General features: G+C 57.7%; 16 protein-coding genes and 3 pseudogenes. 7 read left to right on the top strand and 12 right to left on the bottom strand.

Annotated features, from left to right (window positions below; genetic code table 11):
• Positions 1-497: 497 nt before the first annotated feature.
• Positions 498-1,823: a DUF3422 domain-containing protein gene (locus QA649_RS36115; protein ID WP_283021355.1), complete on the top strand. Its 1,326-nt coding sequence runs from the start codon at positions 498-500 to the stop codon at positions 1,821-1,823.
• A 137-nt stretch (positions 1,824-1,960) separates the two neighbouring features.
• Here QA649_RS36115 and QA649_RS36110 read toward each other — a convergent pair.
• Positions 1,961-2,138 (bottom strand): annotated as a pseudogene (locus QA649_RS36110) (DUF736 family protein); the annotation flags it as partial.
• Positions 2,139-2,160: 22 nt separating this feature from the next.
• On the opposite strand from QA649_RS36110, the pseudogene QA649_RS36105 reads away from it, so the two are divergent.
• Positions 2,161-2,328, top strand: a pseudogene (locus QA649_RS36105) (DUF736 domain-containing protein); the annotation flags it as partial.
• A gap of 897 nt (positions 2,329-3,225) precedes the next feature.
• Here the strand turns inward: QA649_RS36105 and QA649_RS36100 are convergent.
• A complete protein-coding gene (locus QA649_RS36100) occupies positions 3,226-3,801 on the bottom strand; it encodes an Mpo1-like protein (RefSeq protein WP_283021354.1) in 576 nt (191 codons plus the stop codon).
• A gap of 328 nt (positions 3,802-4,129) precedes the next feature.
• Complete coding sequence (locus tag QA649_RS36095; protein ID WP_283021353.1) at positions 4,130-5,227, bottom strand: LysR family transcriptional regulator; 1,098 nt, start codon at positions 5,225-5,227, stop codon at positions 4,130-4,132.
• A 170-nt stretch (positions 5,228-5,397) separates the two neighbouring features.
• On the opposite strand from QA649_RS36095, the pseudogene QA649_RS36090 reads away from it, so the two are divergent.
• Positions 5,398-5,721: pseudogene (locus tag QA649_RS36090) on the top strand (Rieske 2Fe-2S domain-containing protein); the annotation flags it as partial.
• 147 nt (positions 5,722-5,868) lie between these two features.
• On the opposite strand, the gene QA649_RS36085 reads toward QA649_RS36090, so the two are convergent.
• The 6 genes from QA649_RS36085 to aepX form a co-directional block, all read right to left on the bottom strand.
• Positions 5,869-8,517 carry a PAS domain S-box protein gene (locus QA649_RS36085; protein WP_283021352.1) on the bottom strand — a complete coding sequence of 883 codons (2,649 nt, stop codon included), beginning with the start codon at positions 8,515-8,517 and terminating at the stop codon, positions 5,869-5,871.
• A 1,211-nt stretch (positions 8,518-9,728) separates the two neighbouring features.
• Positions 9,729-10,847 (bottom strand): IS110 family transposase, encoded by a 1,119-nt coding sequence (locus QA649_RS36080; RefSeq protein ID WP_283021351.1) that lies wholly within the window; start codon positions 10,845-10,847, stop codon positions 9,729-9,731.
• A gap of 342 nt (positions 10,848-11,189) precedes the next feature.
• The gene (locus tag QA649_RS36075; RefSeq protein WP_283021350.1) at positions 11,190-12,299 is read right to left on the bottom strand and encodes a histidinol-phosphate transaminase; all 1,110 of its coding nucleotides are present in this window, start codon (positions 12,297-12,299) and stop codon (positions 11,190-11,192) included.
• Between the two features lie 239 nt (positions 12,300-12,538).
• Positions 12,539-13,144: a CDP-alcohol phosphatidyltransferase family protein gene (locus tag QA649_RS36070; protein WP_283021349.1), complete on the bottom strand. Its 606-nt coding sequence runs from the start codon at positions 13,142-13,144 to the stop codon at positions 12,539-12,541.
• Between the two features lie 7 nt (positions 13,145-13,151).
• Entirely contained in the window at positions 13,152-13,955 is an 804-nt protein-coding gene (locus tag QA649_RS36065; RefSeq protein ID WP_283021348.1) for a phosphocholine cytidylyltransferase family protein, read from the bottom strand.
• Between the two features lie 272 nt (positions 13,956-14,227).
• Positions 14,228-15,100: a phosphoenolpyruvate mutase gene (aepX, locus tag QA649_RS36060; RefSeq protein WP_283026173.1), complete on the bottom strand. Its 873-nt coding sequence runs from the start codon at positions 15,098-15,100 to the stop codon at positions 14,228-14,230.
• A gap of 584 nt (positions 15,101-15,684) precedes the next feature.
• Here aepX and QA649_RS36055 point away from each other — a divergent pair.
• A complete protein-coding gene (locus QA649_RS36055) occupies positions 15,685-15,888 on the top strand; it encodes a helix-turn-helix transcriptional regulator (RefSeq protein WP_283021347.1) in 204 nt (67 codons plus the stop codon).
• Positions 15,889-16,139: 251 nt separating this feature from the next.
• On the opposite strand, the gene QA649_RS36050 is transcribed toward QA649_RS36055, so the two are convergent.
• The 3 genes from QA649_RS36050 to QA649_RS36040 form a co-directional block, all read right to left on the bottom strand.
• The gene (locus tag QA649_RS36050) at positions 16,140-16,370 is read right to left on the bottom strand and encodes a hypothetical protein (RefSeq protein WP_283021346.1); all 231 of its coding nucleotides are present in this window, start codon (positions 16,368-16,370) and stop codon (positions 16,140-16,142) included.
• 399 nt (positions 16,371-16,769) lie between these two features.
• A complete protein-coding gene (locus tag QA649_RS36045) occupies positions 16,770-17,066 on the bottom strand; it encodes a hypothetical protein (protein WP_283021345.1) in 297 nt (98 codons plus the stop codon).
• Between the two features lie 717 nt (positions 17,067-17,783).
• On the bottom strand, positions 17,784-18,260 hold the full coding sequence (locus tag QA649_RS36040; RefSeq protein WP_271614601.1) for an Lrp/AsnC family transcriptional regulator: 477 nt from the start codon (positions 18,258-18,260) through the stop codon (positions 17,784-17,786).
• A 1,565-nt stretch (positions 18,261-19,825) separates the two neighbouring features.
• On the opposite strand from QA649_RS36040, the gene QA649_RS36035 reads away from it, so the two are divergent.
• The 3 genes from QA649_RS36035 to QA649_RS36025 all read left to right on the top strand — a co-directional run bounded on the left by QA649_RS36035 (position 19,826) and on the right by QA649_RS36025 (position 25,548).
• On the top strand, positions 19,826-21,355 hold the full coding sequence (locus QA649_RS36035) for a trehalose-6-phosphate synthase (protein ID WP_283021344.1): 1,530 nt from the start codon (positions 19,826-19,828) through the stop codon (positions 21,353-21,355).
• A gap of 1,131 nt (positions 21,356-22,486) precedes the next feature.
• Positions 22,487-24,607: a prolyl oligopeptidase family serine peptidase gene (locus tag QA649_RS36030; protein ID WP_283021343.1), complete on the top strand. Its 2,121-nt coding sequence runs from the start codon at positions 22,487-22,489 to the stop codon at positions 24,605-24,607.
• Positions 24,608-25,341: 734 nt separating this feature from the next.
• Positions 25,342-25,548 carry a cold-shock protein gene (locus QA649_RS36025; protein WP_208639263.1) on the top strand — a complete coding sequence of 69 codons (207 nt, stop codon included), beginning with the start codon at positions 25,342-25,344 and terminating at the stop codon, positions 25,546-25,548.
• Positions 25,549-26,877 lie beyond the last annotated feature (1,329 nt).

Raw genomic sequence — 26,877 nt, 5'->3', positions numbered from 1 at the left:
CCGCCTGTCTTCGAAAGCCACATTGCGCAAAAAAGACGCGAGAGCGCCCCTTCTATCGTGCTGGCCCAAATCCTGCACCGGCTCTCGGCGCCAGGAGGCGTGGCGCCGGCAAAAGATGGGAGCCGAGTTTGGGCCTCGATCCGTCAATCGACAATGCGGTTGCCGCACCGGAAGTCGTTTATCTGTACCACGCTGGGAGAACGGAAGACGTTCCTGCTTGCCACGGCCTCGCGCGGCATCGGTCATCCCACCGGACAACTGCTTTCAGAAGAGCGCCTGGCGTCATTCGAAAGCTGGATGAGGCGGCACCATCTCAATCTGCCTGGCCTGACCTTCCTCCCGCAAGACCTCTTCCCGAGTTCAGGGCGGCCTCGGTAGTGATCATCGACATGACTCGATCAGCAAGCTAGCCGCGCGCAACCGTTTCCCAGCACCGCCATTGCCTCCCGCGTCAAGGCTGACGGTTGCCTGCTCACTCTGAAGCGAGGCGTCAATACATGATCGATGAACTGGATCTGCGAACCTTCACGCCACATCCGCAACGCGACGCTGTGCTCGGCGAAGTGCACGCGCGCCCCTTCACGCGCCTTGTTTCGCCCTTCAGCGTGATCCACTTCGCTTTTCTTGCACAGGGCGAGGCGGCCACAAGCGATCGCTGCCGTTTTATCGATTTTTGCCTGGAGCGCAATCTTACGCCGCCTGAGCAATCGGCGAAACTTCATCAGATTGTCATCGGGCCCGCTACGCTACGCTGGGAGCAGCATTCGGAATTTACAACATTCACGTGGATCTGGACTAACGCAAATTGTTCTGCCGCAGACCATTTTAACAAAGTTGATGGCACCGTCCGATCGCTGATCCGCGCGTTACGTCAGACCGGACAGTTGCTGGTCGCGATCAGGCTAGAAGTGGAGCGGGACGCCTCGCCGACCAGGAGGGCCGAACAGATTTTTGACAAGAACAGCCTGGCCATGGTCGCCACAAAGAGCGGCGCAGCAGTTGCCGCTTCAGACTTCCGCGTAGACGAAAAAGGCTTCACGAAAATCCTCGTCTGCGACCTCGGGTTGACGTCGCACGATCTCGGAGCGCTGGTGCAACGGCTTCTGGAAATCGAGACCTACCGTCCATTGGCGCTGCTTGGCCTGTCGGCGGCCCTTGAGCTTGCACCATCTGTTGATCGCATCGACCGCCGTCTTGTAGAGGCGCTCGAGAAAATGCAAACCGGTGAGGGGCTGCAGTTCAACAACCATCTGCTTGCCGAGCTGACGGCTCTGGCCGCCTCCTTCGAAAGAGGGGCGACTGGCAGCCTGTTTCGATTCGGCGCCAGCAGGGCCTATAACGAGCTGGTCCAATCGCGACTATCCATCATCGAAGGCAACGATGTCTCGGGCTATCCAACCTGGTCGTCGTTTCTGGCACGCCGGATGGCGCCGGCGATGCGAACCTGCGCAACTGTGGAGGATCGCCAGGCAACTTTGTCGGTCAAGCTCGCGCGCGCCGCCGATTTGTTGCGAACCCGGGTCGACGTCGAAATCGAACGACAGAATCGTGACCTGTTGCAGGCTATCAACGAGCGCGCGAGACAGCAACTTCGGCTGCAGTGCACGGTCGAAGGATTGTCGGTTGGGGCGATCGGATATTATGTGGTCAGCCTGTTTAGTTATCTTGCCAAGGGCGCGCATGATGTCGGACTGCGAGTAGAGCCCTCGTTCCTGACCGCAGCCTTCGTGCCGATCGCGGTCGGCGTGATCTGGCTGGTGAGTTACAATGTCCGAAAGCGACACCTCAAGCACGATGACGCGCCCTCGGTTACTTGCGACTAAAACTCCTTGAGGGAATCGGTGCGTCCGTCCTGCGAAGCTCGCATAGTCGGAGTGCGACGCTGCCGCAAGATCGCGGCCGGCTCCTGCGCAAGGTAATGCCCCGCCCGGACGAGCCGGGCGAGGCATTGTGGATCGGGTCAGTCGCCGTTGCGACGGCTGGGACGGGACCAGATCAGGCTGAAGCCCTCATCTTCCTCGTCGGCGAAGAGGTTGGCGAAGATCGGAGCGGTGGAGCTCGGATCGTCGAGGCTTCAGACCGAGATAATCGCGGGCCTCCTTGGAGCGTTTGAATCAGGCGGCCCCGATCTTCGCCTTATGCGGTGCACCGCATAAAGTTGAGATCGGGGCGGCCTGGTCCAAGCGGTCCGAGGAAGGTCGCGATTACCTCTCGCTCAAGCTCGATGACCCCTCGTTCAACGCGCCGATCTACGCGAATCTGTTCGACGACGAAGCCGGCGAAAGCTACACCCTCCTCTGGTCGCGCCCGCGCAAGACCGGCGAGTAGGCCTCGCGCCGAGAACGCCCCGGCCGATCTACTCGGGCGGGGCGACATTGTTCTGAGCCGACAGGCAGAAAAGCGAGATGGGAGAATTATGTTGCAGCGAATAGCGACACCGACTTCGCTGCCTCCGCGATGGGAGACGAGTGTGTCTTCCGGGGGAGCATCTTAGCGTCCATCGTAACAACGAACTCGTGCTGTGGAAGGAAAAGTGGCCGCAGGAGCCGAAGTGCGCGCGACCTATTCCGGTCGGCCTGTTCTCCTGATTTTGGTCAGCTCGTTCGATCGGAACCATGCTGTGTAAGTTGATCCTTAAGCAGCTGCCGGCACCCTGAAGATCTTCAACGCGAAAATCAATGGGGCGAAGGCCAACAAGGCTCCGGTTGGCTCGTGCCATCGCTCCGCTCGACCATGCGCGGTCCTCGCCCTGACCAGGATCGATCGCTGGCGCGATGAGGATGCTGCTGCCATGGACGATGATCACTTCGAAGCTTAATGCTGCGCGCCACGATGTGTCTTGAATATACCACGATACCCAAGATCAAAGCGCAAGCTCACTCACCGGCCAGACCATCATATCGCCAGACGCTCGCGGTCGGCCTCGAGGTGCGAACCGCCTTCCTGGTGGCGCACCGGCTCGACGACATCGAGATCTATGCCCAGATCGATGAGGCGGGTACGCACGCATCGCCGACTCTATGCCGACCTCTTGCGTCATGGATAGATCAGGTCGAGTCGTGGTTGGAGCCCTGGTTGGCTGAACTCATCAAAATAGATTCAACGAGGTACGCAGGCGTCCGTCTGGCAGTCTAGAGGCCGGCATCCCCACCTTCATCGAGCTGCGCACAAAATACAAAACATTTAAATTGACCCTCGCGAAGCGACGGTAGCGAGAAAATATGGTCACCGGAAAGGCGCCTGGCGACGCTTCCCGACGATGACGCCGAGATCGTGCCGAAAGCCGAGCGCGACAACCAACTTCGCCATGACAAACATGGGTCCGACCAATAGATGGCTAGGATTGTCGACCATTGCCGGCCGCCGGCGCTCGAACACCGAGTGCCCAATGATCAGCGATGCAACGCCGAGCACAATCAGGGCGGCAGTAAGCGACCACATCCCGACGGTCGTCACATGCTTGAGGATCACGGCCGCAGCTCCAAGCAATGCGATCACAGCGCCAAGGATCGCGGCGCCAAGCTCGAAGTCGAGCACGAACCAAAGGATGAGCACAGGCGCGAGCGCGATGGCCGCCACGCTGATGTGGATCCCGAACAGTGTGATGACCCAACGGCTGAGCGGAAGACTGACAGCGAGAAACAAGAACAGGATGCCGAAGACGTGCATCGCGCAATTCCAGGGGGCGCGATGATACTCCACGTAATCCGCGAGCAGCCGATGGAAAGAGGAGTTCATGCCGCACTCGCCTTGCTGGCTGTGTCCGCGGCCACGGCACGATTCATCGTCTGCCAAACCCATCTGCTGGCCCACTGTCAAAAAACATTTTCGGTGCTTACGCGCAGGAAAGCCTCATGTCAAATCTACCAAAAACATCATACTTGATAGATTCGCGCAACTTGCTCTTTCAATGACTTGAATATGTTCGATGACGAAGACGGCGAAGGCCACAGGCTCGTTTCGTCGTCGCCGGGCAAGACAAGGAGTAAGCTTGGTGCGCGCGCTCGATCCGCGCGGAAGCAACACTCTTTGAAGCCGACAGCATGGCACCGGCAACCTCGGTTTTCTCGTTCCGATCCGCGTGGCGGGACGGCCAGAGCTCGTCCGATTTGAACTTAACGAAGCCGCCTCATCTGATCGGAATGTCGGAAACCGACTTAGTCGTGCAGGGCCATCGGCAAGTCGGCGGCTTAGTGAGAATAGAGGAGGGGTCGTCAAATTCGAAAGGAGCGGAGAGACCCACGTGCCGGCAGGCAGCCAATTCAAGCTCTGGAATTGGCACCGCCGCGGGTGCGCCCAGACGGCGCGGCGAGAGCGCCTTGTACGGCAGAGCGCCGGCAATTCGGGCCATGAGTTGCCGCAGCCACCGGTGGGCGGCGGAATGATGCGTCCGGGACGTCCAGGTCATCCCGATCTGAAACGGTTCGGGGAAAGGACATGACGTTGCTATGACGGATTTGGCGATGTTCGAAGCGATGCGGCTTGGCACCGTCGAGATCAGATCCGTGCCGGGGAGAATGTGGGTGAGATCTGAGATGCTCGGTACCGTGACTACCCGGTTGAGCGACAGACCGCGTTCATCGAGCTCTCTGAGGTAGCCTGAGCGCCAGGTGCCGCCATAGGTGACGACGGCATGGCTCGCCTTGACATAGTCGTCGACGCGCAGCCTCCTGCCGGCGAGCGGATGGCCGCGGTGCATGACGCACACATAGTGGTCATCCAGCAGATTGCGATGATAGAGGCCGTCCTCCTGCACGTCGTAGGGGCCGAGGAGAAGATCGGCTTCGCCGCGTTTGAGATACGCGATGCCTTTGGCGCGTGCCGCCTTGATCTCCAGCACCAGGCGCGGCGCTAGGCGCCTAATCTCGGCGATTGTACCCGGCAGAATCATCGAGCGTTCGTAATAGTTGCAGGCGATCGTGACCCGCCCGGACGCTCTGGCGGGATCAAAATCCGTCGGCTGCATGAGGCCCTCAAAGCCCTCAAGCAGGCGGCTGGCACACTCGACGATCTCGACGCAGCGGGGCGTTGGCGCGATACCGCCGCGCTGGCGCACGAACAGCTTGTCGTGGAACGCCGCGCGTAGCCGGTCCATCGTGTAGCTGATCGTCGATTGGTTCGTACCGAGCACTTCGGCGGCTTTCGAAAACGAACCCAGTTCCGACACCAAGCGCAAGGTACGGATCGCGGCAAAATCAATCGCGAATGGATCCCAATCTTTTGCCATCTCCTTAAATATCCTCCTCGCGTGGCCCAAGCCGCCATATCGAAAGAGTAGATAAGGGATATCAACTCTGTCCGATTGTCCGATGGCTATTGCCAACGCAATCTGCTCGAAAATGGGAGTTAAGACGGCAAGCCCGCGACCATCGACTAAATCATGGAGATAGCTGCACCGTGAACGCACCAAAACCCTTTCCGCTCAATGCCTGGTACGCGGCTGCATGGTCCCACGAGATCGCCCGCGAGCTTTCCGCTCGCACCATCTGCGGCAAGAACATCGTGCTCTATCGCCGCACGGACGGCGCCATCGCGGCGCTTGAGGATGCGTGTTGGCACCGGCTGCTGCCGTTGTCGCTGGGGCATCTCAAGGGCGATGACGTTATGTGCGGCTATCACGGGCTGGTCTTCAATTCGGCCGGCCGCTGCTCCTACATGCCTGCACAGAAGACGATCAATCCGTCGGCCTGCGTGCGTGCCTATCCGGTCGCTGAGCGGCATTATGGGCCGATCCGAATTGGACGGCATCTGAACCTCCCACTGCAAAAGATTCGCTTCGATGCATCGATGCGTTCGCTTGAAGCATAAAGACATAAACCTGTCGGGCCATCAGCTTTTTGCGATCGCGCCGATACTCAAAGCTCCCAATCAGGGCGCGACCGGCAAGGCAAATCGAAAGGTCGCGCCCGGCTCTTGCTTGCGGACGATCGATAGGCGGCCTCCATGAGCTTCTATGATCGAACGACAGATCGACAGACCCATTCCAAGGCCAGTTGATTTGGTGGTGAAAAACGGATCTAAGATGCGGACCCTATCATCCTCAGCGATTCCGCCCCCGCAATCACTCACAGAGAGCTGCACGCGGCCGTTATTGTCCTTTGATGATTGAACCACCAGTTCGCGCGTACGGTCGTCAACTGCTTGCATCGCCTCGATTCCGTTCATCACCAGATTGATGATCACCTGTTGCAGCTGAACCCGGTCACCGAGGATCGTGGGAAGTGTTGGCGCCAGCTCAGTTCGCAGGGTCACTTGGTGATTAACCAGCTCACGTGTCACCAGCGCGATGGCCTCGTTCACGACCTCATTGATGTCGAGCGCTACCCTCTCGATATCACCTTTCTTCGCAAGCGTGCGGACCCTGCGGATGACCTCACTGGCCCGCATCGCATCGTCGATGATCCACTCTACTGATCGGCGCGCGCCGGCAACATCCGGAGTTTCGCGGCCTATCCAGCCGAGGCACGCATCGGCGTTGCTGATAATGGCCGCAAGCGGCTGGTTTACCTCGTGGGCGATTGAGGCTGTTAGTTCCCCCAGCGTGGTCACGCGCGTAACATGCGCAAGATCTGCCTGTGCCTTCCGCAGCTCTTGTTCTGCCTGATCTGCGCGAATTTTTGCCGTGATGTCGGTGGCGACGCCACGGTAGCCGCGAAAGTTGCCACTTTCATCAAAAAAAGGCTTGCCACTGGTCCGGAAGTAAATTGCCGTCCCAGTCGCGCTGATGGTGCGATAGATCAGATCGCGAAATGGGAGATGTGCGTTGAGTGTCGCCTGATGCTGCCGCCACTTCTCCGGTTCTTCTTCAACGTCGCACGCAATTTCCCAGCGAGGCAGGCCAATGGCCCCTGTGGCCAAGAGGCCCGTAGCGCTCGTGTGCTCCGATAAGGTGAGCCGGTGGTCTTGCCCGGTCTCCCATAGCCAATCGGAAGCAGTTTCCGCGTAGTCACGGAAACGTTGCTCGCTCTCACGTAGCGCAGCAAGGGTGTTTTCTAACCTTTCCCTGGATGCGTGTTGCTCAGTGATATCCATATGCGTTCCGATGAGCTCGACGGTCGAGCCATCGCTTCCCAACACGGCGTGCGCAATGGCATGTATGTGCCGTATCGCGCCATCGGGAAGACAGATCCGAAAATCATATTCGAAGTTCCCTGATTTCTGTTCAATAGCCCGACGTTGCACTTCCTGCTGCAGCGGCAAATCATCTGGATGAATACGGGAACGGATGGCCTCAAGCGTCACGGGCTCTTCCTGATCGAAGCCAAACAAACGACTGACTTCGACGGAGCGATATGCAAAACAGCGACGGTGGCAGTCCCAGGCCCAAGTGCCTGTGCGACTGAGCTGCTGCGCGTCGGCGAGATAGGCCTCGCTACGGAGTAGTCGCCGTTCCGTCTGCTTCGCTGCTGTGATGTCGATCGCCGCCCCGACAAACTCGACATCGCCAGATGCTGTTCTCGTGGCCCGTGCTAGTGCATGAATGTGCTTTATTGATCCGTCGGGCATCAGCAGTCGGTATTCGTGCTCGAAGTCCTCGCCTCGCGATGCTCGATCCAACGTCTCCTGGACGGAAGCCTTATCCTCTGGGTGGGTGCGGTCAAGGACGTGTTGCGGTGTCGGTTTGACGTCTGGATCGTATCCGAAAAGCCGGAAATTCTCCTTCGACCAAAAGACCTCGCCGGCGGCGTTCCAGCCGAAGCTGCCGGTGTGACTCAATTCCTGCGCCTGTGCCAAATGGGCTTCGCTTCGCTGCAGCGCAAGTTCTGTCCGCTTTTGCTCAGTGATATCTTCGCAGGCAATGAGGACGATGGGCTTGTCTTCGGCCCACAGCATGGCTTTGGCGTTTTCGCGTACCCACAGCACCGAGCCATCCTTTCTGATTTTTTGGATGTCCCAGGTGCGCGCCTGGCCGATATCTGTAAGACAACTCCCGATGCATTTGCTAACGAGCTCATGATCGTTTTTCGGAAAGACCTGCAGTACGGATAGGCCGATTAGTTCGACTGGCGTATAACCGAGTTGGGTCGCTCCGAAAGTATTGACGTTCAGGACCGTCCCGGCTTCATCAACCATGAAGTACATGGCCGGGTTATGCTCAAAGATTGCCCGCCACAGTTTCTCGCGAGTATGCAGATCGGCCGCACTGTGCCGTAGCTTGGCTGCGGCCTCACGCGCAAATTCCCCTTCGTGACGAAGTTTTCCTATCAGGTGCGTTCCGACGATTGACGCAGTAAGGAAAGCGACAACCACCAAAAGGTCCTGGGGATCGTCGATCCGAGGACTGAACGTGGGCGTGAACACGTAGGCTAAGGTAGCGACGGAGACGATGGAAAGGACCAGCGATGCGATGAAGCTGCCCATCAGCGCAAACAGCAAGATCACCACCAGATAAGCGAATGCCGTGGCCGCGAAAGGGCTGTGAATATACAAAGAAGCCAGCGTCACCGCCGCTAGAGTAATGCTACCCAAGATAAACTGCGTTCCTGAACGTTCCAACGTGGTAAGCTGGTTAAACATGTTTGTAGCCGTCCGGCCCTTCTGGCGGGATAGATTAATGATCAGACAAAAATACAGTAATTTATCCGACCCGGACAGGTGTTCCTAAGTGCTTTCTACGTCGGCCGCTGAAATAAGCACAGTCGAAACAAGGCATTACAAACCTTCGTATATGCCTTTTAAACATTAGATATCCAACGCTCCCATAGGAAGTTACCTTCGTCTCATGCTTAGCCATCCTCCTTGTAGCGTGCCGCAGCCTTGGGTTGCCGTCCGGTCAATCACAATTTCATCGCTCGCTCCCAAGTTGGTACTCGTGCTGGATGCCGGGCGTGGCTATGCCGGTGTTCAACGGCATGATCTCCGGAAGGGGCTGGCAGCGGTTTGCGGTGCATGCGGATCGATTATCTTGAAATCGATCGGACCGAAGTTCGTAACGATTTTCTTGGTATTCGCTGTTTCGGCTCACTAGAAGCGCCCGCCGTCTTTAGCGATGCAGCAGCGTTATCGAAACACGATAAGAGGTCTCTGTCGTACCGCTCTGATGTCCTTTTGCAAGACCTAATCGCGCATCAATTTACCCGCGCCGATTTCTCGGTCGGTTCTCATCACTGAAGTGCCTATCGGAGGAGACGTGGCCTGGGACGTAGGTGAACAAGCTCTGATGCGCGGGTTGGTTACCGCATGTCCATGTATTCGTCCGGGGCTGGTCCTCTCTTACAACGGGCGTCGGCATTGCCGGCCACAAAGTGTTGCCGGGAATTCCCCATTCAACGCCACGTCCCCACCGATAGACGCGATAACGATACCGGGTGAGCCGTAGGTTAGGTCGTCGCCGGCTGATCGTCTATTCTCGCGATGGCCCACATGAAGGCAGCAAGCTCGCGAGCGACCGCGGTCACCGCCACCGTGCTGCGCTTGCCGCGAGCAACGAGGGCTCGGTAACGCTCTGATGTCCTTTTGCAAGACCTAATCGCGCATCAATTTACCCGCGCCGATTTCTCGGTCGGTTCTCATCACTGAAGTGCCTATCGGAGGAGACGTGGCCTGGGACGTAGGTGAACAAGCTCTGATGCGCGGGTTGGTTACCGCATGTCCATGTATTCGTCCGGGGCTGGTCCTCTCTTACAACGGGCGTCGGCATTGCCGGCCACAAAGTGTTGCCGGGAATTCCCCATTCAACGCCACGTCCCCACCGATAGACGCGATAACGATACCGGGTGAGCCGTAGGTTAGGTCGTCGCCGGCTGATCGTCTATTCTCGCGATGGCCCACATGAAGGCAGCAAGCTCGCGAGCGACCGCGGTCACCGCCACCGTGCTGCGCTTGCCGCGAGCAACGAGGGCTCGGTAACGCTTGGTCAAACGCGCCTGAGCCTTCCATGCGATCTCTCGCACGACCTCAGGCATGTGGCGACTTGCGAAATGCTTTCGTTTTCCCAACTTAGCCGGATAGCGGTAAGTCCAGGCGGTCTCAGCCAAAACCCGGCGCACTCGGGCATTTCCGGTCTTGGTGATGCCACCACGGCGTACGGCGTCACCGGTCGAGCGTTCCGAAGGTACAAGGCCGAGATAGGCCATTAACTGCCGCGGGTTCGTAAAGCGGCGGACATCACCGACCTCAACCATGAAAGTCGCTGCGCAAATGAGTCGGACCCCGCGCAAAGCCTGTAAACGTTCGACCACCGGTGCAAGCGGCCAGTCGAGCATGCTGTCTTCGATCGCCTTTTCCAAACGCAATACTCTTTCCCGGCACTGCGCCTCCGCGACGATCAACTCCTGCAGGACAGTTTGCTGGCCCGAATACGCAAAGCGGAGCCCGTGCATCCACTTAAAGTACTTCGTTCCCCAGGCTTTCAAGCCGGGAAAAATCTTGCCATGTCGCAACAGGAAGGATCGGATCTCCTGTCGTTTGCGGGTCCGATCCTTCACCGCTGCCTCCCGCGCACGGATCAAGTCACGCATAGCCTCATGCGCTGCATCCGGGGTCCAGATCTCCGTCAGTTCGCCGGCGCGGTACAACCGGGCAAGCTTCTCAGCATCCCGGCGGTTTGTTTTGATCCGATCGCCGGGCTTGCGTGGAATAAGGGACGGGGCAATAACAGCACATTCATGGCCAAGCGCTTCGATCTCTCGCTTCAGCCCATATCCCGTCGGCCCAGCCTCATAGCAAAATCTCAAACGTAAACCTGGCCGCGCGAGCTTGCGGACGAGCCGTCCTACCGACGCGTTGTCAGAGGGTATTTCACCCAGATAGCGAACTTCACCGTTGCGCCCGCTCTCGGCAACCGCAACTGCATGTCGATCTTTGGAAACATCCAAACCTACGAAAAGGGCGTTATTATCTTCCACGGTTCGTCCTCCTGGCGTGAGGATAGGCTCCTTGAGCAACCCTCGTTCAACACCGCCAGTGTAGGGCGAACCACCTCACCGCCGCCATCCAGAAAGGACATACGGTCTTACGGTACACAGTCGATCCGCGCCCGAGGATTGGGGTCGCCGACCGTGCGTCGAGCCGCGATGTGATTGCGCAGCGCCTTGACCTTCTTTGATTTCGCCCCACCGGCCAAATAGAAGATCAGCGTAATGGAATTTGGTTAGCCCGCTCCGCGCGGCCTGTGCCTTTCGCGCGGTGCCAAAGAAAGTCTGGCTGTCCCGGCGAATTCGAAGGCTCGGTACCGAGGGGAGGTTACGCTAATCAGAAATGACTTTCAGTGCTTCCACCAAAAGCCTATTGTCGTCTTCAGTGCGGCTTGCGATACGCAAGAATCGTTTGCCATTCTGAAGCGTCTTGCCGCCATTGTGCCTGATCAGTATCCGTCTATCTTTCAAAAGTTTTGAGGCGATCACGTCCCCATCCGGAAAATGGGGCGGGAGTTCGCAGAACACGAAATTTGCATCTGGCTTCAGAACTCTCATTCCAGCGATGCTTCGTAGGTCTGCGTACAATTTGTCCCTGTCGCTGCCCACCCGCATCCAACTCAGGTTCGCCGCGTGCGCCAGGTGAGGAAGCTTGCTTAGAAAAAACTCCGCAAACGTGTTGACATTCCACGCGGGCAGGGCAGCCCTAATTTCGTTCATCGTCTGTGCATTTGCCGATGCCGCATACCCCATCCGCAAACCGCATGTCCCGTAAATCTTTCCCAGGCTTTTGAGAACGATCACATTGGGAAATTCGAGCAAGTGATTTTCCAGGCTCGCACTTCGTCCGACTTCACTAAATTCGATGAATGACTCATCGATCAATAGGAGTTGCTGCTGATCTCGAAGCGCGGAAGCGAGATATAGCAAATCCGCATAGGGAACGGCGCGCGAAGTTGGATTATTCGGCGATATCACGATCGCGCCGTCGACACCATTTGCACGCGCAAACGCCGCATAGCCCTGCACATCGAGTTCAAAATCTGGCGGTGGCAGGACGAAACGAGACAACCGCCCGGGCAAGGCGGTGGTTTCATAAGGATTGAAGGTTGGGACCGGGACCGCAATCCTCATACCCAGTCGACCAAGAAGGATGGGAATCAGTTCAGCCACGCCATTGCAAATGACAAGATTATGCGCCGGAATCTTCACCGCATCCGCAAGAAGCTGAAGCATCTGCACATTAGGAGAGGGATAGCAGGTGATAAGCCGCGGTAGAGCGTCCTTAAGTTCGTCAAGGAACGCTTGCGGCGGAAAATATGGATTCACCAGAAGGACGAAGTCCTTGATGTCATACTTCCAATAGCCGCCGGGGAATCGGTTGACGAGGTCAGAGACGTCATCCGACCTAAGCGGTAGGTTTGTTTGTGCAGTGCTGTTCATGAGGGAGACTACTGAAACGTTTCAGGGCCGACGAAAATTCTGGAATGGTCGCGTTCTCTCGACTAGCTCACGGCGAACAGCCATCGGCAGCGCCGATTGGCGTGAAAAGTGGCCCGGCAATAGGACTGGTGCGCGCACATTGCGATTGGCGAGACTACACGTCATCACGCGACCTGCATGGTAGGGAAAGCCTGCAACACGCAGCCGCCCACTTCGTTGGATCATACTTCCATCCGCAATCAAAGGGAGCGACTAACCAAAGCCACCGATGATGCGACTGCGAAGATGCTTATTGCCGCATACATTATTGCACTGAGTGGTGGCACACGAACAGGCGCGACATGCGCCATGGCGAGCACCAAGAAGCCAATGCTCACGATGTCAGCAAATGCTTCAGCAGGAATGAGAGGCTTGAGAAGGAATAAGAGCGCCAGGAGCGGCACGTCGTAAGACAAGGGAACGCCTAAGAAGCATCCATCGCACGACCGGCCAAAGTTCGCAAAGTAGCTAAGCCTTATTGCACCAGCGACCAGTAGCGTGGTTGCGGTCGCAACGGCGAGCGCCGAGGATTGGCTGACTTGTACCACAATTACCGCAGGCAGAACGGCTCCATAGACAATATCGGCAAACCCGTCGAGGCTCGCTCCCATCTTTGCAACATCTGGATCGCGACCCTTCGTACGACCTGCCACAAACCCATCCAGGTGGTCCGACAGAACAGCCCAAAGCGCTACTGCCACAGATAGCTCGAGGCGCTCAGAGAGAGCAAGAAATAGGCTGGTGGAGGAAAAGAGGAGACCCGTGATTGTTATGGCGTTCGCTGGATCCCAAAGGTATTTTAGCATTGGGCTCTCACCTAGTCTGCAAATCACGTCTCGGCGTGTAGGCGTTCGTTCGATTCCTGAAAATGCGCTTGGCAATTTGCAAATCCTCAGCATTATCAATTTCGTACCAGCTGAGGCCATCGCATCGCGCAGCTGCGAGCTGCAAACCTCGTCTTTCTATCAGATAACCCAAAAGTTCTTCGGTGTAGGTCTGCCTAGCTCCGGCAGCGACGATATCGTCCAGCGTCGGAACGATCGTTGCCTTGAGCGTCGGCGCCGAGAGACGTAATAGGTTCATCGTCTTGAATAGCTTTGGGCCATCCGCAACAAGATTTGACGCCGTTTGCTTCATTCGAAAACCTGAGATGAAGCCGTTCTGCGACAACAAGACGGCTGATCCTTCCATGGAACCATCGAAGGGAACGACTGCAGCCACGTCAGTCCCCCGACAGATAATCAAATATCGCAACGCATCCTCTTCGAAAAAGACGTCGCCCTCGAGAAGAAAGCAGTCGCCGGAGAGAAGAGCGTCGCGCGCCAGCCACAAAGAATAGGCGCTTCCGGTGCGGTCAAAAACAGTCGACTCGACATATTTGAGTGTGAGCTTGCCAAAGCGGCTGCCGCAGGCATACTGAATGGCGTCTTTGCGGTAACCCACGACGATCGTCACCTCTTCCACGCCGACAGTTTCCAGATTGCGCAGCGCGTTGTGAAGAATCGAAGTGCCATTGACCTCGATGAGCGGCTTCGGCCTCAGATCTGTCAGAGGACGCAGGCGAGAGCCGCAGCCAGCGGCGAGAATAACGGCGTTCTTGGGAGCATCAGTCATCATCTAGTTCCTTTTCGTGGCTCCCGCTAAGGTGAAACACCGACGAGTGTCTTCGCCCGCAACTTATGCTTGCCGAAGCGAAATCAAGTCTGCCGGAGCTCTCGAACTGCTGCCGAGATAGCAAAACGCGTATTTCGGCCGAGTGAGGCGTGCTACGCGATCTAAGGACATGTACAACGAAGGCCATTTGAGATTGAAGTCGCACCTGGCCAGCTAGCAGGAAGTCCAGGACGGTAGGTGTTCGGCAACAAATATGCTCCTGTATCGACGAAACCCTATTTGCGCAATTCAGCGTCGGGCCGCAGATACAAGGCTTCCGCACGGGCGAGTTCGTCGTACTTCAAAAGTTCGAAGACTTCGTCGAGAGTAGCGATATTCGGCTCAACGCTCGCGGTGTTTTCCTCAGCGATGATGCGACTGCAGGCTTGCCGCATTGCCGCTACTGCCGCTCGCATAGAGTGGTTGGCCCAGATCACGGTGGAGATGCGGGCTTTACGGTATACAGAGATCGGCGTTCGGTAGTATTTCGTCGGAACGATCACGACGGGCAATCTGTTCTGCCAAGCGCGCGCGAACGAAAGGATTTCGTCCGCGGTGCTCCTTCGCGAATGAATGAGGATCGCATCGGCTCCCGCGTCGGCGTAGGCGTGAGCGCGCAAAAGTGCTTCGTCGATCTCATATCCAGCGATCAACGCCTCGATCCTTGCTACCAGAACCAAGTCGTCTGCGACCGTATCCTTCACTGCCCGGAGGCGGCCCGAGAATTCGTCGATAACGGCGAGGGGGTGCCGATCCCCAACAAAGGAGTTCATCTTCGGAAAACAGCTGTCCTCCAGTGCAACACCGGCAGCGCCGCGCTGGAGGAGCTTGCGCGCCAGCAGGCGAGCATTGTTGAAATTCCCGAAGCCGCCGTCGCCGTCAACCAGGACAGGAAGTTGGCTCGAATCCACGATCCGCTCAACGGCGTCGACAAGCTGGCTCCACGCTGCTTCGTTCGCGTCGCGGTAACCTAGAGAACAGGCAATCGACAGACCGGACGCCCAGAGCCCCTTGAATCCTGAGCGCTGGGCGATTGTAGCGGATAGGCCGTCATGCGCCTCCATCAGAAACGAGAGCTCGCCATTCGAGCAGACCTGGGCACGAAGCATTTCGACAGGCGACGGCCGAGTGCATTGATGACCTGCGTTGGGCCGAGCGAATTGTGGTTGATCCTTCATACAGAAATCCTGGAGGCCGGCCGTCGATTGGCGCAAACAGCACTGCTCATACCGTTTTGTTGTGATGCCGATCAATGACCAGCGCTGGTAGGTGATTGGGACGGAAAACCTTGCATGATGGACGGTGCCGAACGCGGGCCTGTTGTGATGGGTGGATCCGAGCCGACACGCTGGAAAGGAAAGCTTTGGATCAAATGAAGGATCTCGGCTCGCAAGCCGGGTGCTACGGCCCCTTCACAGAGCATTCACCCCTTGCGGGAGGACGCCTGGCCAAACGGTGATATCCAGCTCACACAAATGCGGAGCAAATATCGACGGTTGTCGTAGTTACTGCTGTTGCATTTTCGACATATGTTCGCATCCCGTCAATGGGGCTGCAGTTGCGTGGCAGTCTCCGGAGAAGTAAACCTGCAATCTCCCAAAATCTTGTCGCTGCCGCGAGACTTTGCGGTGCCACTGACTGGTATGGCATTTGCTGATCTCATTCCACGTCCTCTCGGCTCCAGGAGAAACTCATGGCGGAGGTTGTTTTGTCGACACGGGAAAGACAGTGCTTACGATGGGTCGAGGAGGGGAAGTCATCCTGGGCCATCGGAGTCATCCTGAAAGTGAGCGAGAACACCGTCAACTTTCATGTGAAAAATGCAATGCGAAAGCTGGAAACGACCACCCGTATCCAATGCGTCATCAAGGCGCGGCGTCTGCGTCTTATTGAGTAACTGCCGCCGTTCCGTTGCCGCTGATGCAGATCTAGCGAAATGTAAGGGCCGACTGTGGGTTGCTCCGGCGGAATGCGAAGCGAAGCAATGATTGGCAGGTGACTGTCGACCGACAGAAGCTGCAGCGGAAAGGCTGTAGGCTGCCAAATTGAAGGTTGAAGTGCGCACGCTCAAGAACATCGGTTAGGGAGTGCCCGGCTGCGACGGGTTGGCGGATGCAGAAGGATGGTCAATCGTTCGTGTTCTGTAGTTCACGGGCTTGGAATCTCGAGCTCGATCTCACGCGCCACTTCGATGATGCTCTCTGGATGGCGTCCGTTCTTGAAGAGGGCGTATTTCAGAGCTTCAGCGCGGTTGATAAAAAGCCCGCCAAACGCACCCCCTTTTTCGCGGGCAACCCAGTTGCCAGCCCGATTTCTGCCGACAAAAACAATCGGCGGAGCGCATGCACTTGAATCGGAATCGAGAACCTCAATCACCATGCCCGCTGGGTGGGATGACAGCTCACATTCGTGTGGAACAAGCATAGCGGAGGTGCTCCGGCTCGCGATCATAATGCGACTGTCGACTCATCGTGCTACTCACACCGCAGCATTCGAAATCAGCATCAGCGACTTCAAAAGTTCGGCTATTCGCCGCCAATCGGCTGTGGCCTTGGCTGGCGGCTCGACCTGGAAGGAATAGCGCAAACGGAAACGGAGTTCTCCTATCAGTTCTGAGAAGAGAAGAGGGTTCCGCGAGGATGCGCTGTCGGCGCGTGCCAACGGGGAAAAAGTACCGTGTTTGTGCTCGCGGGTGTCGCTCTTGATGTGGGGCCCGACGATGCGGTCGATGCATGAGAGCTTTTACACGCCCTCATCACTCCGGCTGTTTGCAGGTCTTCATTGATTTCGGCAGGGAAGATGTTCACCTTCGGCCGCATAGTTGAAACTTTGCTCCTCGAAGCGGATCAGGGTTTCGGTCACCTCGGCGCGGCGGAGTCCCTGCGTACCAAGGACAGGTAATCGTGGGTTACTGGCAGCACGCGGAGTCAATAGCGTCACCAGCAACGCAAATCCAGCTCGCGAGGCGCTGTTCACGATGGTGCCGTACCCGCATAATCCTGTCTGGACGCACTGAAATGTCAGCGCTTGCACGTACTCGAACAGATTGTCTCTGATCTCGGGATGCGCTTTCATGATCCGACGAAGATCCTCGGCGCGAATTCTGTGCGCGCTCCCGGGGGAAGACGACGACGGATTGATCCTTGAAAGATGTCCTCTCCACAAGAAAGAAGTGCCGCCCCCCGCGATGGCCTACCGAGAATACTGCCCGCGGCAACAACTCTGAGCGACACGAGGCCGCTTAGACGTGCTCGTCGGGCCTTTTTGGCTCTTGCAGAACCATCCGTTCTTTCAAGACGACCGGCTCGAGGCACTCCCCATTGCCGTAAGCTGTTGGAGCGAAAAACGCGCCAAGATTACATTCTTCACAAAGTGCCGTTTCGCAGGACGCACCGGAAGAGAACGCACAGGCTCCGGTCGTGTGCCAGGCAGCTGCCTGATAGCACTATACAGAGCAGTCAAGCACTTCGAGGACGGCGGGCACGCGATCGGTCATGGCCCGGCAGCGGCCTTTGCGCCGTAAAGGGAACGTGATTACGAGTTATAACAGCATCTTCATCTTGATTGATGCAACGAGTAACTCAACGGTGCCCAAGTCCAGCGTTGAGAGGCCTGTCTTCGATGAATTTCGACCAAGCGAATAGAGGCGTTCGCGCCACGTACCGCGTTCTTGCTTTTGCACCTTGTCTTAGCGGTACGATGCTTGCGCCCACGACATTGCAGCGTGATCCGTCGGCCACAATGGCAACAAGCTCGATAGCGGGCGCGAGAGTCTCACCCGGATCGGTGCAATCAATCGTCTGGGGGAAGCTCAACCGGAACAGCAAATCCAACCTTTACGCGATCCAATATGACCATGCTCTTGAAGCCCTTGATGTCGCGATTTTCGTAGAAGAAGCGCCGCGTGAACTCCTCGTACTCCTCCATGGACCGCGCGGTAATGTACAGGACGAAGTCGGCATCGCCTGTGACGTAAAAGCCGTTGACGACGTCAATGGATGATTTGATGGCCTTCTTGAATCTGTCGATGATATCAGCGCTTTCCCGCTCCAAGGTCACCAGTGCAAGCACTTGAATAGGTCGTCCGACCGCCCTTGGCGATACGACCGACACGTCAGCCTGGATGATGCCCTCCGAGCGAAGCCTCTTCAACCGTCGTTGGCACGCGGTAGCAGAAAGCCCGGCCATCTCGCCAATCACGTCGGAAGTCAGACGGTTATTCTTTTGCACGATCTCGAGGATCCGGGCATCTATCCGATCGTACTGCATAATCAACTCCAGCCTGAGACGAATTCCGCCGCGAGACGACGGCTCCGCGCAGGAAATCGCCGAGGGTAAAAATACGACGAAATCTTCCGTGACAAAGGCCCTACTTGATCAAAGTAGGGATGAGGGGGCGTTGTCCTTGGCATCTGCGGCGCGGCAGCAGCGAAGCCGCAAAGCCGGCCTTTCGGAGAGAGATCCGGGCCTTCGTTTTTGATAAAGATGTGAACCAAAGCGAAACCCAAGCGCAATAGGGCCCTGCGGCGTAAACTGCATCTTGATTGAGGCCAGCGAGCTACTCGCCCCTGACGAGCGCGCGCCATGGCGCCGTTTTGCCTCTGAGAGGCGAACCTTTGGGGCGACTTCGTCTCCCAGCTCGATAACAGCCGCAACATGAAATCATGACTGCGATGGTGGCGGCCGCTCCGGTACAACCCGGATCGCAAGGGGCCTTCGTGCGCGACTCGTTTGCGCGAGACAGCCGCGATCGGCACAGGCTGTAGCCTGCTCGCAACCCCATCTTGCTGGAGAGGCGAAGAAGCGCTGTCCTCGGCCCATTTTCGTGCGGTGATGTTGCTGTCGACGCACGGTGCGTAATGTACAGCTTATATTCTCCGGAAGGTGGGTACCGTTCCGTAAGAGTCATTACGGACGCACGTCCCAAGCAAACTGGCCGAACCAATTTCGTTCGTTGGCGGGTAGTCGGTAGTCGCCTGCATTGTTAGTGCCGCGGGCAGAGCATTAAGCCCACCACATCGGGGTATCCTCCTCACGGTATCAACAGGCGCATGTCACGGAACGGACCGTATCAGCGCGCAGGGCGAGACCCTGAGACAGCCAAGATTGTGAGCCGCGGCAGTTTGAGAGGAGAAGCTTCGCTGCAGGTTACTACCTCTTATTCGGATGCGCGCCGATACGTCGGGCGCGGGCGACGCCAGGACCCCTATGATGTCCGTCTATATCGTACTGTCGGAAGGCCGGAGCGGGCGACCGATCTTGGCAAGCAAGATCTGCCACATTCAGAGGGTTGAGTACTCCATATAGTCGTCAATGCGCACTAGCGCCATTCAAATGGTGCCGATCAGGACGGTGACCTCGCCACAGCGCCCGAGTCTTCCTAGCGTCGAGGCGCACTGTGCGTCGTCGCCTATGACGACAACGCCCTGCGTGTACTCATCAAGTCAATGAAGCCAAACGTCGACCTGCCTTAATCCGACATCTCGTCGCCTCCTCCGCCGCCACCGCCTCGAAGTCCTGGATGGATGCAGCAATCCGACTATTTTGCCCGACCGGTCAGCTTCGCGAAAGCTAGACCTACCATCCTGGCGAAGTGGAGGTATCTCGGGGCTGATCTGCGACTGCAACAAACGTAAACATCGTCAAGCGGAGTTGCGAGATGGTTCGAATCCAAGACACGCTCGATACGGCAACGTTGGACCCCGCCAGCACATCAGCCGCCACCGAGCAAGATGAAACCATAGGTCAAGCTGGCCTTTGATCAGCACCTGGACGAGAGACCGCAAGAGCAACAAGCTAGTGCAGGTCCTTCCGATCCCAGTGTATCGGACGAGGTGGAGGATCGCCTTGATGCTGTCAACCAGCAACCCGATTTGAATCTTGTCGTCATTTCGAACCGCATTGCGCCGTTCGACCCCAATAAACCCCAGACTGGGGGGCTTGCCGCGGGTCTCGAGCCGGTGGTGGAACGTTCGGGCGCGGTTTGGATAGGCTCTTCGGAGACCCGTGGCGACGGGATCGAGCGGCCCCTGCCACTGGTGCCGACTGGTGCAGGCCACGTCGCCAGGCTCGATCTGCCGGCCGCGGACCATGCTGGCTACTATCGAGGTTATTCGAATTCAACCTTGTGGCCAGCATTGCACTCTTTGCCGGACCGGATGTCGGCCTCGCAAGAGGATTATGGCAGCTATCGAAGGATCAACGACTTCATCGCTCGCGCGGCTTTCGACGTACGAGATAGGGACGCATTCTGGGTTCATGATTATCATCTGCTCCCGCTTGGGGCCGAGCTGAAAGACCTGGGCGTTGAGCGGCCAACCGGCTTTTTCCTCCATACGCCATGGCCCACGCCTGACATGATAGAGTGCGTACCCAACCATCGCGAACTGATGAAATCGATGCTGAAGTACGATCTGCTCGGCTTTCAGACGAACCGGGATCTAAACAATTTCCTGGCCTGCCTGCGGACCCATTTCGGGCTCGAGAGCAAGGATGGCATTGTGACCACGGAAAGTGGGCAGACACGACTTCAAAAGTTCCCAATCGGTATCGATCCCGAGCAGTTCGCGGCGTATCTTGCGGCAGACCTCTCTCCCGCTGAGCAAGAAAAAGTCTCGTCGTTATTGCAAGAATTTCAAGGCGCCAAGTTTGCTATCGGCGTAGACCGGCTCGACTACACCAAAGGCATCGATAAACGGGTCGAAGCCTTCAATGAGCTTTTGAAGAAGGAGCCGCAGAGCATCTCGCTGTTACAGATCGCGCCGTCCTCGCGCGCCGACGTCGAGGAGTATCAGAAGTACAAAGAGGACGTGGAGAATGCGATCAACCACGTCAATGACGATCATGGCACCGACGAGTGGAGGCCGATCCACTACACGAATGACTCGTTTAACCAGGCTGCACTCGCGCGTCTCTACCGCGCGGCACATGTAGGTGTGGTCACGCCACTGCGGGACGGCATGAATCTGGTAGCGAAAGAATATGTTGCTGCCCAAGTCCCGGAGGATCCCGGCGTTCTGGTCCTATCGAAGTTTGCAGGGGCGGCTGAAGACTTCAACGAGGACGAGGCGCTGCTGGTGGATCCAAACGATCCCAAAGAAGTCGCAGATGCTATATCAAGAGCGGCAAACATGCCGCTTGAGGAGCGTGTCAAGCGCTGGCGGTCGATGATGGATAAGATTGAATCCTATACCATCCACGACTGGTCGGCAGACTACGTCCGGGAGCTGGACAAACCGTTCCGGCTGATCAGTGCCTTATTATCGGTCGCGGCTGGACCAACGTGGCTCAGATGCCGCTGTACCGGAACCATGCCGAGGCGCTGGCCACCTACAACGAGATCGACCCCGCGGATGTCGCCCTGAAGGAGGCCGCGCGTGCAGACGCGAAGAAGGCCTATGAAGCGCTAGAGGCCCGACTGATGCACTCTCAGCACAGACTCTGGGAGCTGCCGATAGCCACAGCTTCGCTCAGCGGTCGTCCCGAACAAGAGCCCGGTGTCGGGTAGGATTGAGCAGGCGAGGAGCACAGCACGGCAGATTACGCTGTTCTGCAGCAGCACAGAGGAACGAATAGAATTAACGCCGACGCGGTTCTTGCAGGTTGCGCAAGCCTGGGTGATGACCGGAAAAGATTGAACGAGCTGCATCAAGGTATCAAGGGAGTGATCCATAATGGACGGGGCGGTGTGCAGCGTTGTTCCGTACCCGTAAACGACGCTTATGCAAGTGGCGTCGGCATCAGCGAGCTTTTGGTCGTTCCGCGACGGAAAGGCTGCCCATTGCAATGGAGGCCGCAAGTCCCGTTAGCACAGGGTGGCCCGCACTCGCCTCGCCCCCGCCAAGCTGCTCCGCCGCAGCGGACATTCTCGATCGACATCTCGCCCCTTCGTCCTTAGCGTGGTACGCCTTTGAAGGACCACGGGCTCGTGCGCCCGATTGCCGCCGGTAGGGTCAGGACTGTTTGAGCCTGACCCTAGCGACAAAAGAACTCCTGATGACAGCTTCGTTTCGTCAACTTATCGAAAGATAGAACCTGACCCGGCGCTTGAACCCGTCTGGTTAGAGCCTCGACCTCAAGACGGATTGCTACTAAGAGCCGTAGTCCTTGCTTCTGCCCTCATCGTCTTGAGTGCAATCCCCTGGGAAAGTCGCTTCTCTTTGTCATGATACCCCCCGTCGACAAGTCTGCCAAATAAACTCGCTCGAAGGGATCTACACAGGCGGAGCATCCGTTCTTGGTCGCTGAATCCGAAAAGACCGGTGCCATCTGACGGACTGTCCGGCTGACACGTTGTCGGTGTCTGCTTGGCAACCAGTGAAGGGAAGCGGACATCGTGCTGCAACCGGAGCGTTGAAACTTGCGACTCTTTAGTCGGCACGCAGCTTGCAGTGAGGGGGTAGCGCAAGCCGCGCTGTGTCACGCGCTTGCGTGCTTTCCGCCGCTTCTGATTGACTCGGGGCGAGCCTGGCCGCTGGACGTTAGCCGGAGCAACCATGAAGTCATCACTCCTGTTCGCCACGCTGATGTCGATTGCCTGCTTGATCTCCACGACGCTTTCACAGGAGCGAACCGATGCGGCACTGACTGATGATCCATTCCGTTGGCTCGAGGAGATCGAAGGGCCAGCCGCAGTGGCCTGGGTTCGCGCCGAGAACGAGAAGACGCTCGGGGTGCTTCAGTCGGATCCTCGCTATCGGCACTTCTACGAACAGGCGGTCTCCATCCTGCAGAAGGATCGAATCGCAGATATTCAATTGGAAGGGCGCGGTTTGGAGCATTTCTGGCAAGACGAGAACCAGGTGCGCGGCGTCTGGCGGCGCACCACGCGTGAGAGCGATCGTGGCCAGGACCCAAAGTGGGAAGCCATCCTCGACGTGGACGCCTTGGCCGTCGCCGAGAATAGAAATTGGGTCTTTCGAGGTGCCAGCTGCCTTCCGCCTGAAGAGCGCCTCTGCCTAATTAGTCTTTCCGATGGCGGCAAGGAGGCCGTGTCCATGCGGGAGTTCGATCGCACCGCGAAGACCTTCGTTGCGGACGGCTTTAGTCTCCCGGAGGGCAAGCAGGACGTCAGCTGGGTCGATCGTGACACACTGCTTGTTGCACGGGACTGGGGCGAGGGGACTTTGACGCAAGCCGGCTACCCCTTTGTGGTGAAGGAGCTCAAACGCGCTCAGTCGCTCAGTGAGGCTCGCGAGATCTATCGTGGCGAGCCCACCGACAGTGAGACGCAGTCCTTCGTGCTTCGTGACAGCGAGCGTCATATTCATGCGACCGGCGCGGTCCGCGCAATCAGCTCTTTCGAGTCCGAATATGTGGTCTTCCGCCCCGATGGGCCCGTCAAGCTCAATCTGCCGAAGAAGGCCGAGATCGTCGCGCTCGCGTGCGGCCGCCTGCTTGTGAAACTTGACGAGGACTGGATGCCGTCCGAGGACAACCGCTTCACGGCGGGCTCGGTGATCTCGTATGACCTCGACGAATGGAAGCAGGATCCGTTGCGCGCCAAAGCCTCGCTTGTCTTTCAACCTGGACCCCGCCAGGCCGTGAGCGAGTTAACGGCCACAAAGAAATTCTTGATCCTGACGATCCTTGAGAACGTTCAGAGCAAAGCGTTCGTCTATAAGTACGCTCAGGGAGCTTGGTCCGCGACGCCCATACCGCTGCCGGAACATACAGGTGTCAGCCTGTCAGTTACCTACGATGAAGCGGACCGGGTCAAGTTTGCCGTCTCGAGCTATCTCGGACCAACGTCAGTCTGGTATTTTGATGCGGAAAGCAAAAGACTTGAGGAATTGAAGAGGACACCGTCTGCCTTAGATGTGTCCAAGCACGTCGTGGAGCAGCTCGAAGCCACTTCGCCTGATGGCACGTCAATTCCCTATTTTCTGGTGCGGCCTAAGAACGCAAGGTTTGACGGCGCAATTCCGACACTTCTCCATGGCTATGGCGGTTTCCAGGTTCGGCTTCTGCCCTCTGATCTGGGGCCGGGGGGGCGGCTCTGGCTCGAACAGGGCAATGCCTATGTCGTTGCGAACCTGCGCGGGGGCGGCGAGTTTGGCCCACAATGGCATCAAGCCGCCCAGGGGGCAACGAAGCAGACGACATGGGATGATTTCCTTGCCGTTGCCGAGAACCTGATCCGCCGCAAGATCACGAGTCCACGCCGGCTTGGAGTAATTGGCGGCAGCCAGGGTGGCCTCCTCGTTGGCGCGGCAATCACCCAACGTCCCGAGTTATTCAACGCGGCGATCATCGAGGTGCCGCTGCTTGACATGCTTCGATACACTAAGCTGGGCGCGGGCGCCTCCTGGATCGGCGAGTACGGTGACCCCGCCATTGCCGAGCAGCGTGCTTGGATCGAAAGCTACTCGCCCTACCAGAAGCTGGTGGCGGGAAAAACCTATCCCGTTCCCTTAATTCTTACCTCCACCAAGGACGACCACGTGCATCCAGCACACGGCCGCAAGGCTGCCGCGAAGCTCGCCGCGCTGGGCCAACCTTACCTGTATTACGAGAACATCGACGGGGGACACAGCGCCGCGGCCAATCTCACGGAACACGCGCGTCAACTGGCGCTTGAATACACCTATGCATGGAGGCGGCTTTGTTCTGAGTAAACTTCCGTCAACGGGCTGATCGAAGCAGATCAGATCGAGACGGTTATCTCAAGGCCTTCACGTTGCTCCGGTGAATTCATCGGACCCGGGCGAGAGGCTGGTGAGCCGCCGGCGGCGCGACGAAGTTCGTCAGATGCGCAAGTTACCGGTTTGACAGGCTCCGCCGTTGTCGAGCGGGTTTGCCGATTCGCCCGAATACAACAGGACGAGCGGATAGCTTGCCAAATGCGCTTCCTTGAGCTCGGCAGGCCCTGTTCGTTCGACAGGGCGCGACGTGCGGGCGACCTCCGAAGACGAACAGCCAAAGCGCAGCCGTGTGAGCGTCTTCGTGCTTGAGAAAACATTTCAGGCATCTTCATGCAGGCATGCTCGGATTGACATTCCTGCTCCAGGCTGCGCAAGGAGTTCGCGGCCGGCCTGTCGTTCAAGGTCGATGAAAACCATCCGCCGGCTCTGGATGAGCGCGGCATGTTCGAGGCTACGCAACTGTTCTGTAAGCCGGTGGTGCGCGATGAGTGAAGCGAATATCAAAATGTCATCTGGGCTGAAGCCTTGGCGAAACTGTCGTCGACGTCAGGATTTTTGTCGCTTGCACGATGCGGCCGCAGCTAGACCACGCCATACAGAAAACAAGCACGTGATCAGCGGAGCGATTTTGGGCATCTCTTGCCGACCGTCTTGATGACGGGGAGACTCTTCGCTAGATCACAATGGTTCACTATGGAGATGCCGCCGTGGCAATGGGTATTGTGAAGTGGTTCAACCCGACCAAAGGTTATGGATTCATCAGGCCTGAGGACGGAAGTCCCGATGTCTTCGTGCACATCAGTGCCGTCGAAAAGGCCGGTTACACCACCCTCGAAGAGGGGGCCCGGGTAAGTTATGAGCTCAAGGCCGGGCGTTCGGGTAAGACCTCAGCTGAGGATCTCCGGGTTGGCTGATCCGACCCGCCTCCGGACACTGCTCTACAAAGCGTGTTCTCGCACCTGTCCGGCGATGCCTGTCACGGCGCGCCGGGCGTTCGGCCTTTCGACCGTCTCTTCTACGCATGTGGCCGTCGCGTAAACCGCTTGAGAGCTTCGATCTTCTGGGACCATCGACCAATCGCTGCAGCCAGAGTCACAGCTCTACCAGCCAGGTCGCAGTGCCGCTGTGGCAACGTATTTCGGCCAGCTAGCCACCTCGAGCCGTACGCTCGTGAACAGTCGGGAAGAAGTCGCGCACGCCTCGAGCCCATGAAGCGGTTGGCGGAACAGGGGCCGGATCCCGGCGGACTTTGTGTTTGGCGATGCTCTTGGCCGGGAAATACGCAAGAGGGGCGGCAATTCCTGTCTGCGCTCGAAGGCAGACCAGGACGGCACCGCTACTCCGGCAACCTTTTGCGAGAAGCTGACGGGCTTCGCTCCTGGCTGAAAGAAACGGCCAATTGTTGCATCTGCCCGTCGGAGCTACTATTGTCCTCAATTGGTTCAGACCACTGGCCGGCAGCGTTGCGGACATTCGGCAGCGTACCGGAGGAAGTGCTGATGGACAATCCAGGCGCGCTCGTGGTGCCCGATGACGCGGTGGGCCGGTCGGTTCAGTTTAAGACGAGCTCATCGCCTTCGCGAAGCACTGGGGCTTCCGTCTTGCACCTCCGCGCAGTAGCGGGGCGCACGAAGGGGAAGAGGGAGAATGGCGTCGAGTAGGTGAAGAAGAACGCGATCGCGGCGCGCCGAGCTGTAGAACTCAAGATGCTTTGAGATCGCATGATGGTGACAGCCTCTCGCTGGACAGAGCGTGTAGATGCGGACCCTCACGAGACCAGCCTTCGTGTCTATGATCATCGCTTCGAGCTCGAAGGCGTTAGCGCACAGAGATCTTCGCTGAATTCCTCGCGCAAGCCATGTTCCGGCCCAATCTCGGCGCAACGTACCTTTACCTCTGCAACGCGATCGGCTGGCATCAAGGCGATTCCGCGTTCCTTCTTTTCGCGGGCAACTCAGCGCAGACGGAGAGTCTTTAGGTAAGGATCTCACCAGTTCCTTGTCCAGCTTGTTGATGAGGTCCCGAAATGGAGGTCCATACTCATCCGGCTGAACACAATAGGCTGTCCGAACCCGTCGAGACCGCGGTGCTGCTACCCCAAATGCCGGAGGGTTCTCTGCGCATCGATCGCGGCTGGCGCAGCCGTGCATGCGAAATCGTCAACGACGGGCCGGTCCAGCCAGGGACACCACTGATTCGGAAAGTTCATGCTGAACCCTCGGTCAACCAAAGCCTGGCGGTCG

The organism is Bradyrhizobium sp. CB1717 (assembly GCF_029714325.1).
Classification (GTDB): domain Bacteria; phylum Pseudomonadota; class Alphaproteobacteria; order Rhizobiales; family Xanthobacteraceae; genus Bradyrhizobium.
The sequence above is the reverse complement of the archived record's forward strand: the minus strand, read 5'-3'. Positions and strand labels throughout refer to the sequence as shown.

What these genes read in the sequence shown, in the direction of transcription:
- aepX (WP_283026173.1), bottom strand. Translation starts at nt 15,100, where the DNA reads ATGCTTCGTGCCCAGGTCTGCTCGAATGGCGAGCTCTCGTTTCTGATG.
- QA649_RS36040 (WP_271614601.1), bottom strand. Translation starts at nt 18,260, where the DNA reads ATGCAGTACGATCGGATAGATGCCCGGATCCTCGAGATCGTGCAAAAG.
- QA649_RS36115 (WP_283021355.1), top strand. Translation starts at nt 498, where the DNA reads ATGATCGATGAACTGGATCTGCGAACCTTCACGCCACATCCGCAACGC.
- QA649_RS36055 (WP_283021347.1), top strand. Translation starts at nt 15,685, where the DNA reads ATGGCGGAGGTTGTTTTGTCGACACGGGAAAGACAGTGCTTACGATGG.
- QA649_RS36065 (WP_283021348.1), bottom strand. Translation starts at nt 13,955, where the DNA reads ATGATGACTGATGCTCCCAAGAACGCCGTTATTCTCGCCGCTGGCTGC.
- QA649_RS36075 (WP_283021350.1), bottom strand. Translation starts at nt 12,299, where the DNA reads ATGAACAGCACTGCACAAACAAACCTACCGCTTAGGTCGGATGACGTC.
- QA649_RS36050 (WP_283021346.1), bottom strand. Translation starts at nt 16,370, where the DNA reads ATGGTGATTGAGGTTCTCGATTCCGATTCAAGTGCATGCGCTCCGCCG.
- QA649_RS36030 (WP_283021343.1), top strand. Translation starts at nt 22,487, where the DNA reads ATGAAGTCATCACTCCTGTTCGCCACGCTGATGTCGATTGCCTGCTTG.
- QA649_RS36100 (WP_283021354.1), bottom strand. Translation starts at nt 3,801, where the DNA reads ATGGGTTTGGCAGACGATGAATCGTGCCGTGGCCGCGGACACAGCCAG.
- QA649_RS36070 (WP_283021349.1), bottom strand. Translation starts at nt 13,144, where the DNA reads ATGCTAAAATACCTTTGGGATCCAGCGAACGCCATAACAATCACGGGT.
- QA649_RS36085 (WP_283021352.1), bottom strand. Translation starts at nt 8,517, where the DNA reads ATGTTTAACCAGCTTACCACGTTGGAACGTTCAGGAACGCAGTTTATC.
- QA649_RS36045 (WP_283021345.1), bottom strand. Translation starts at nt 17,066, where the DNA reads ATGAAAGCGCATCCCGAGATCAGAGACAATCTGTTCGAGTACGTGCAA.
- QA649_RS36095 (WP_283021353.1), bottom strand. Translation starts at nt 5,227, where the DNA reads ATGGCAAAAGATTGGGATCCATTCGCGATTGATTTTGCCGCGATCCGT.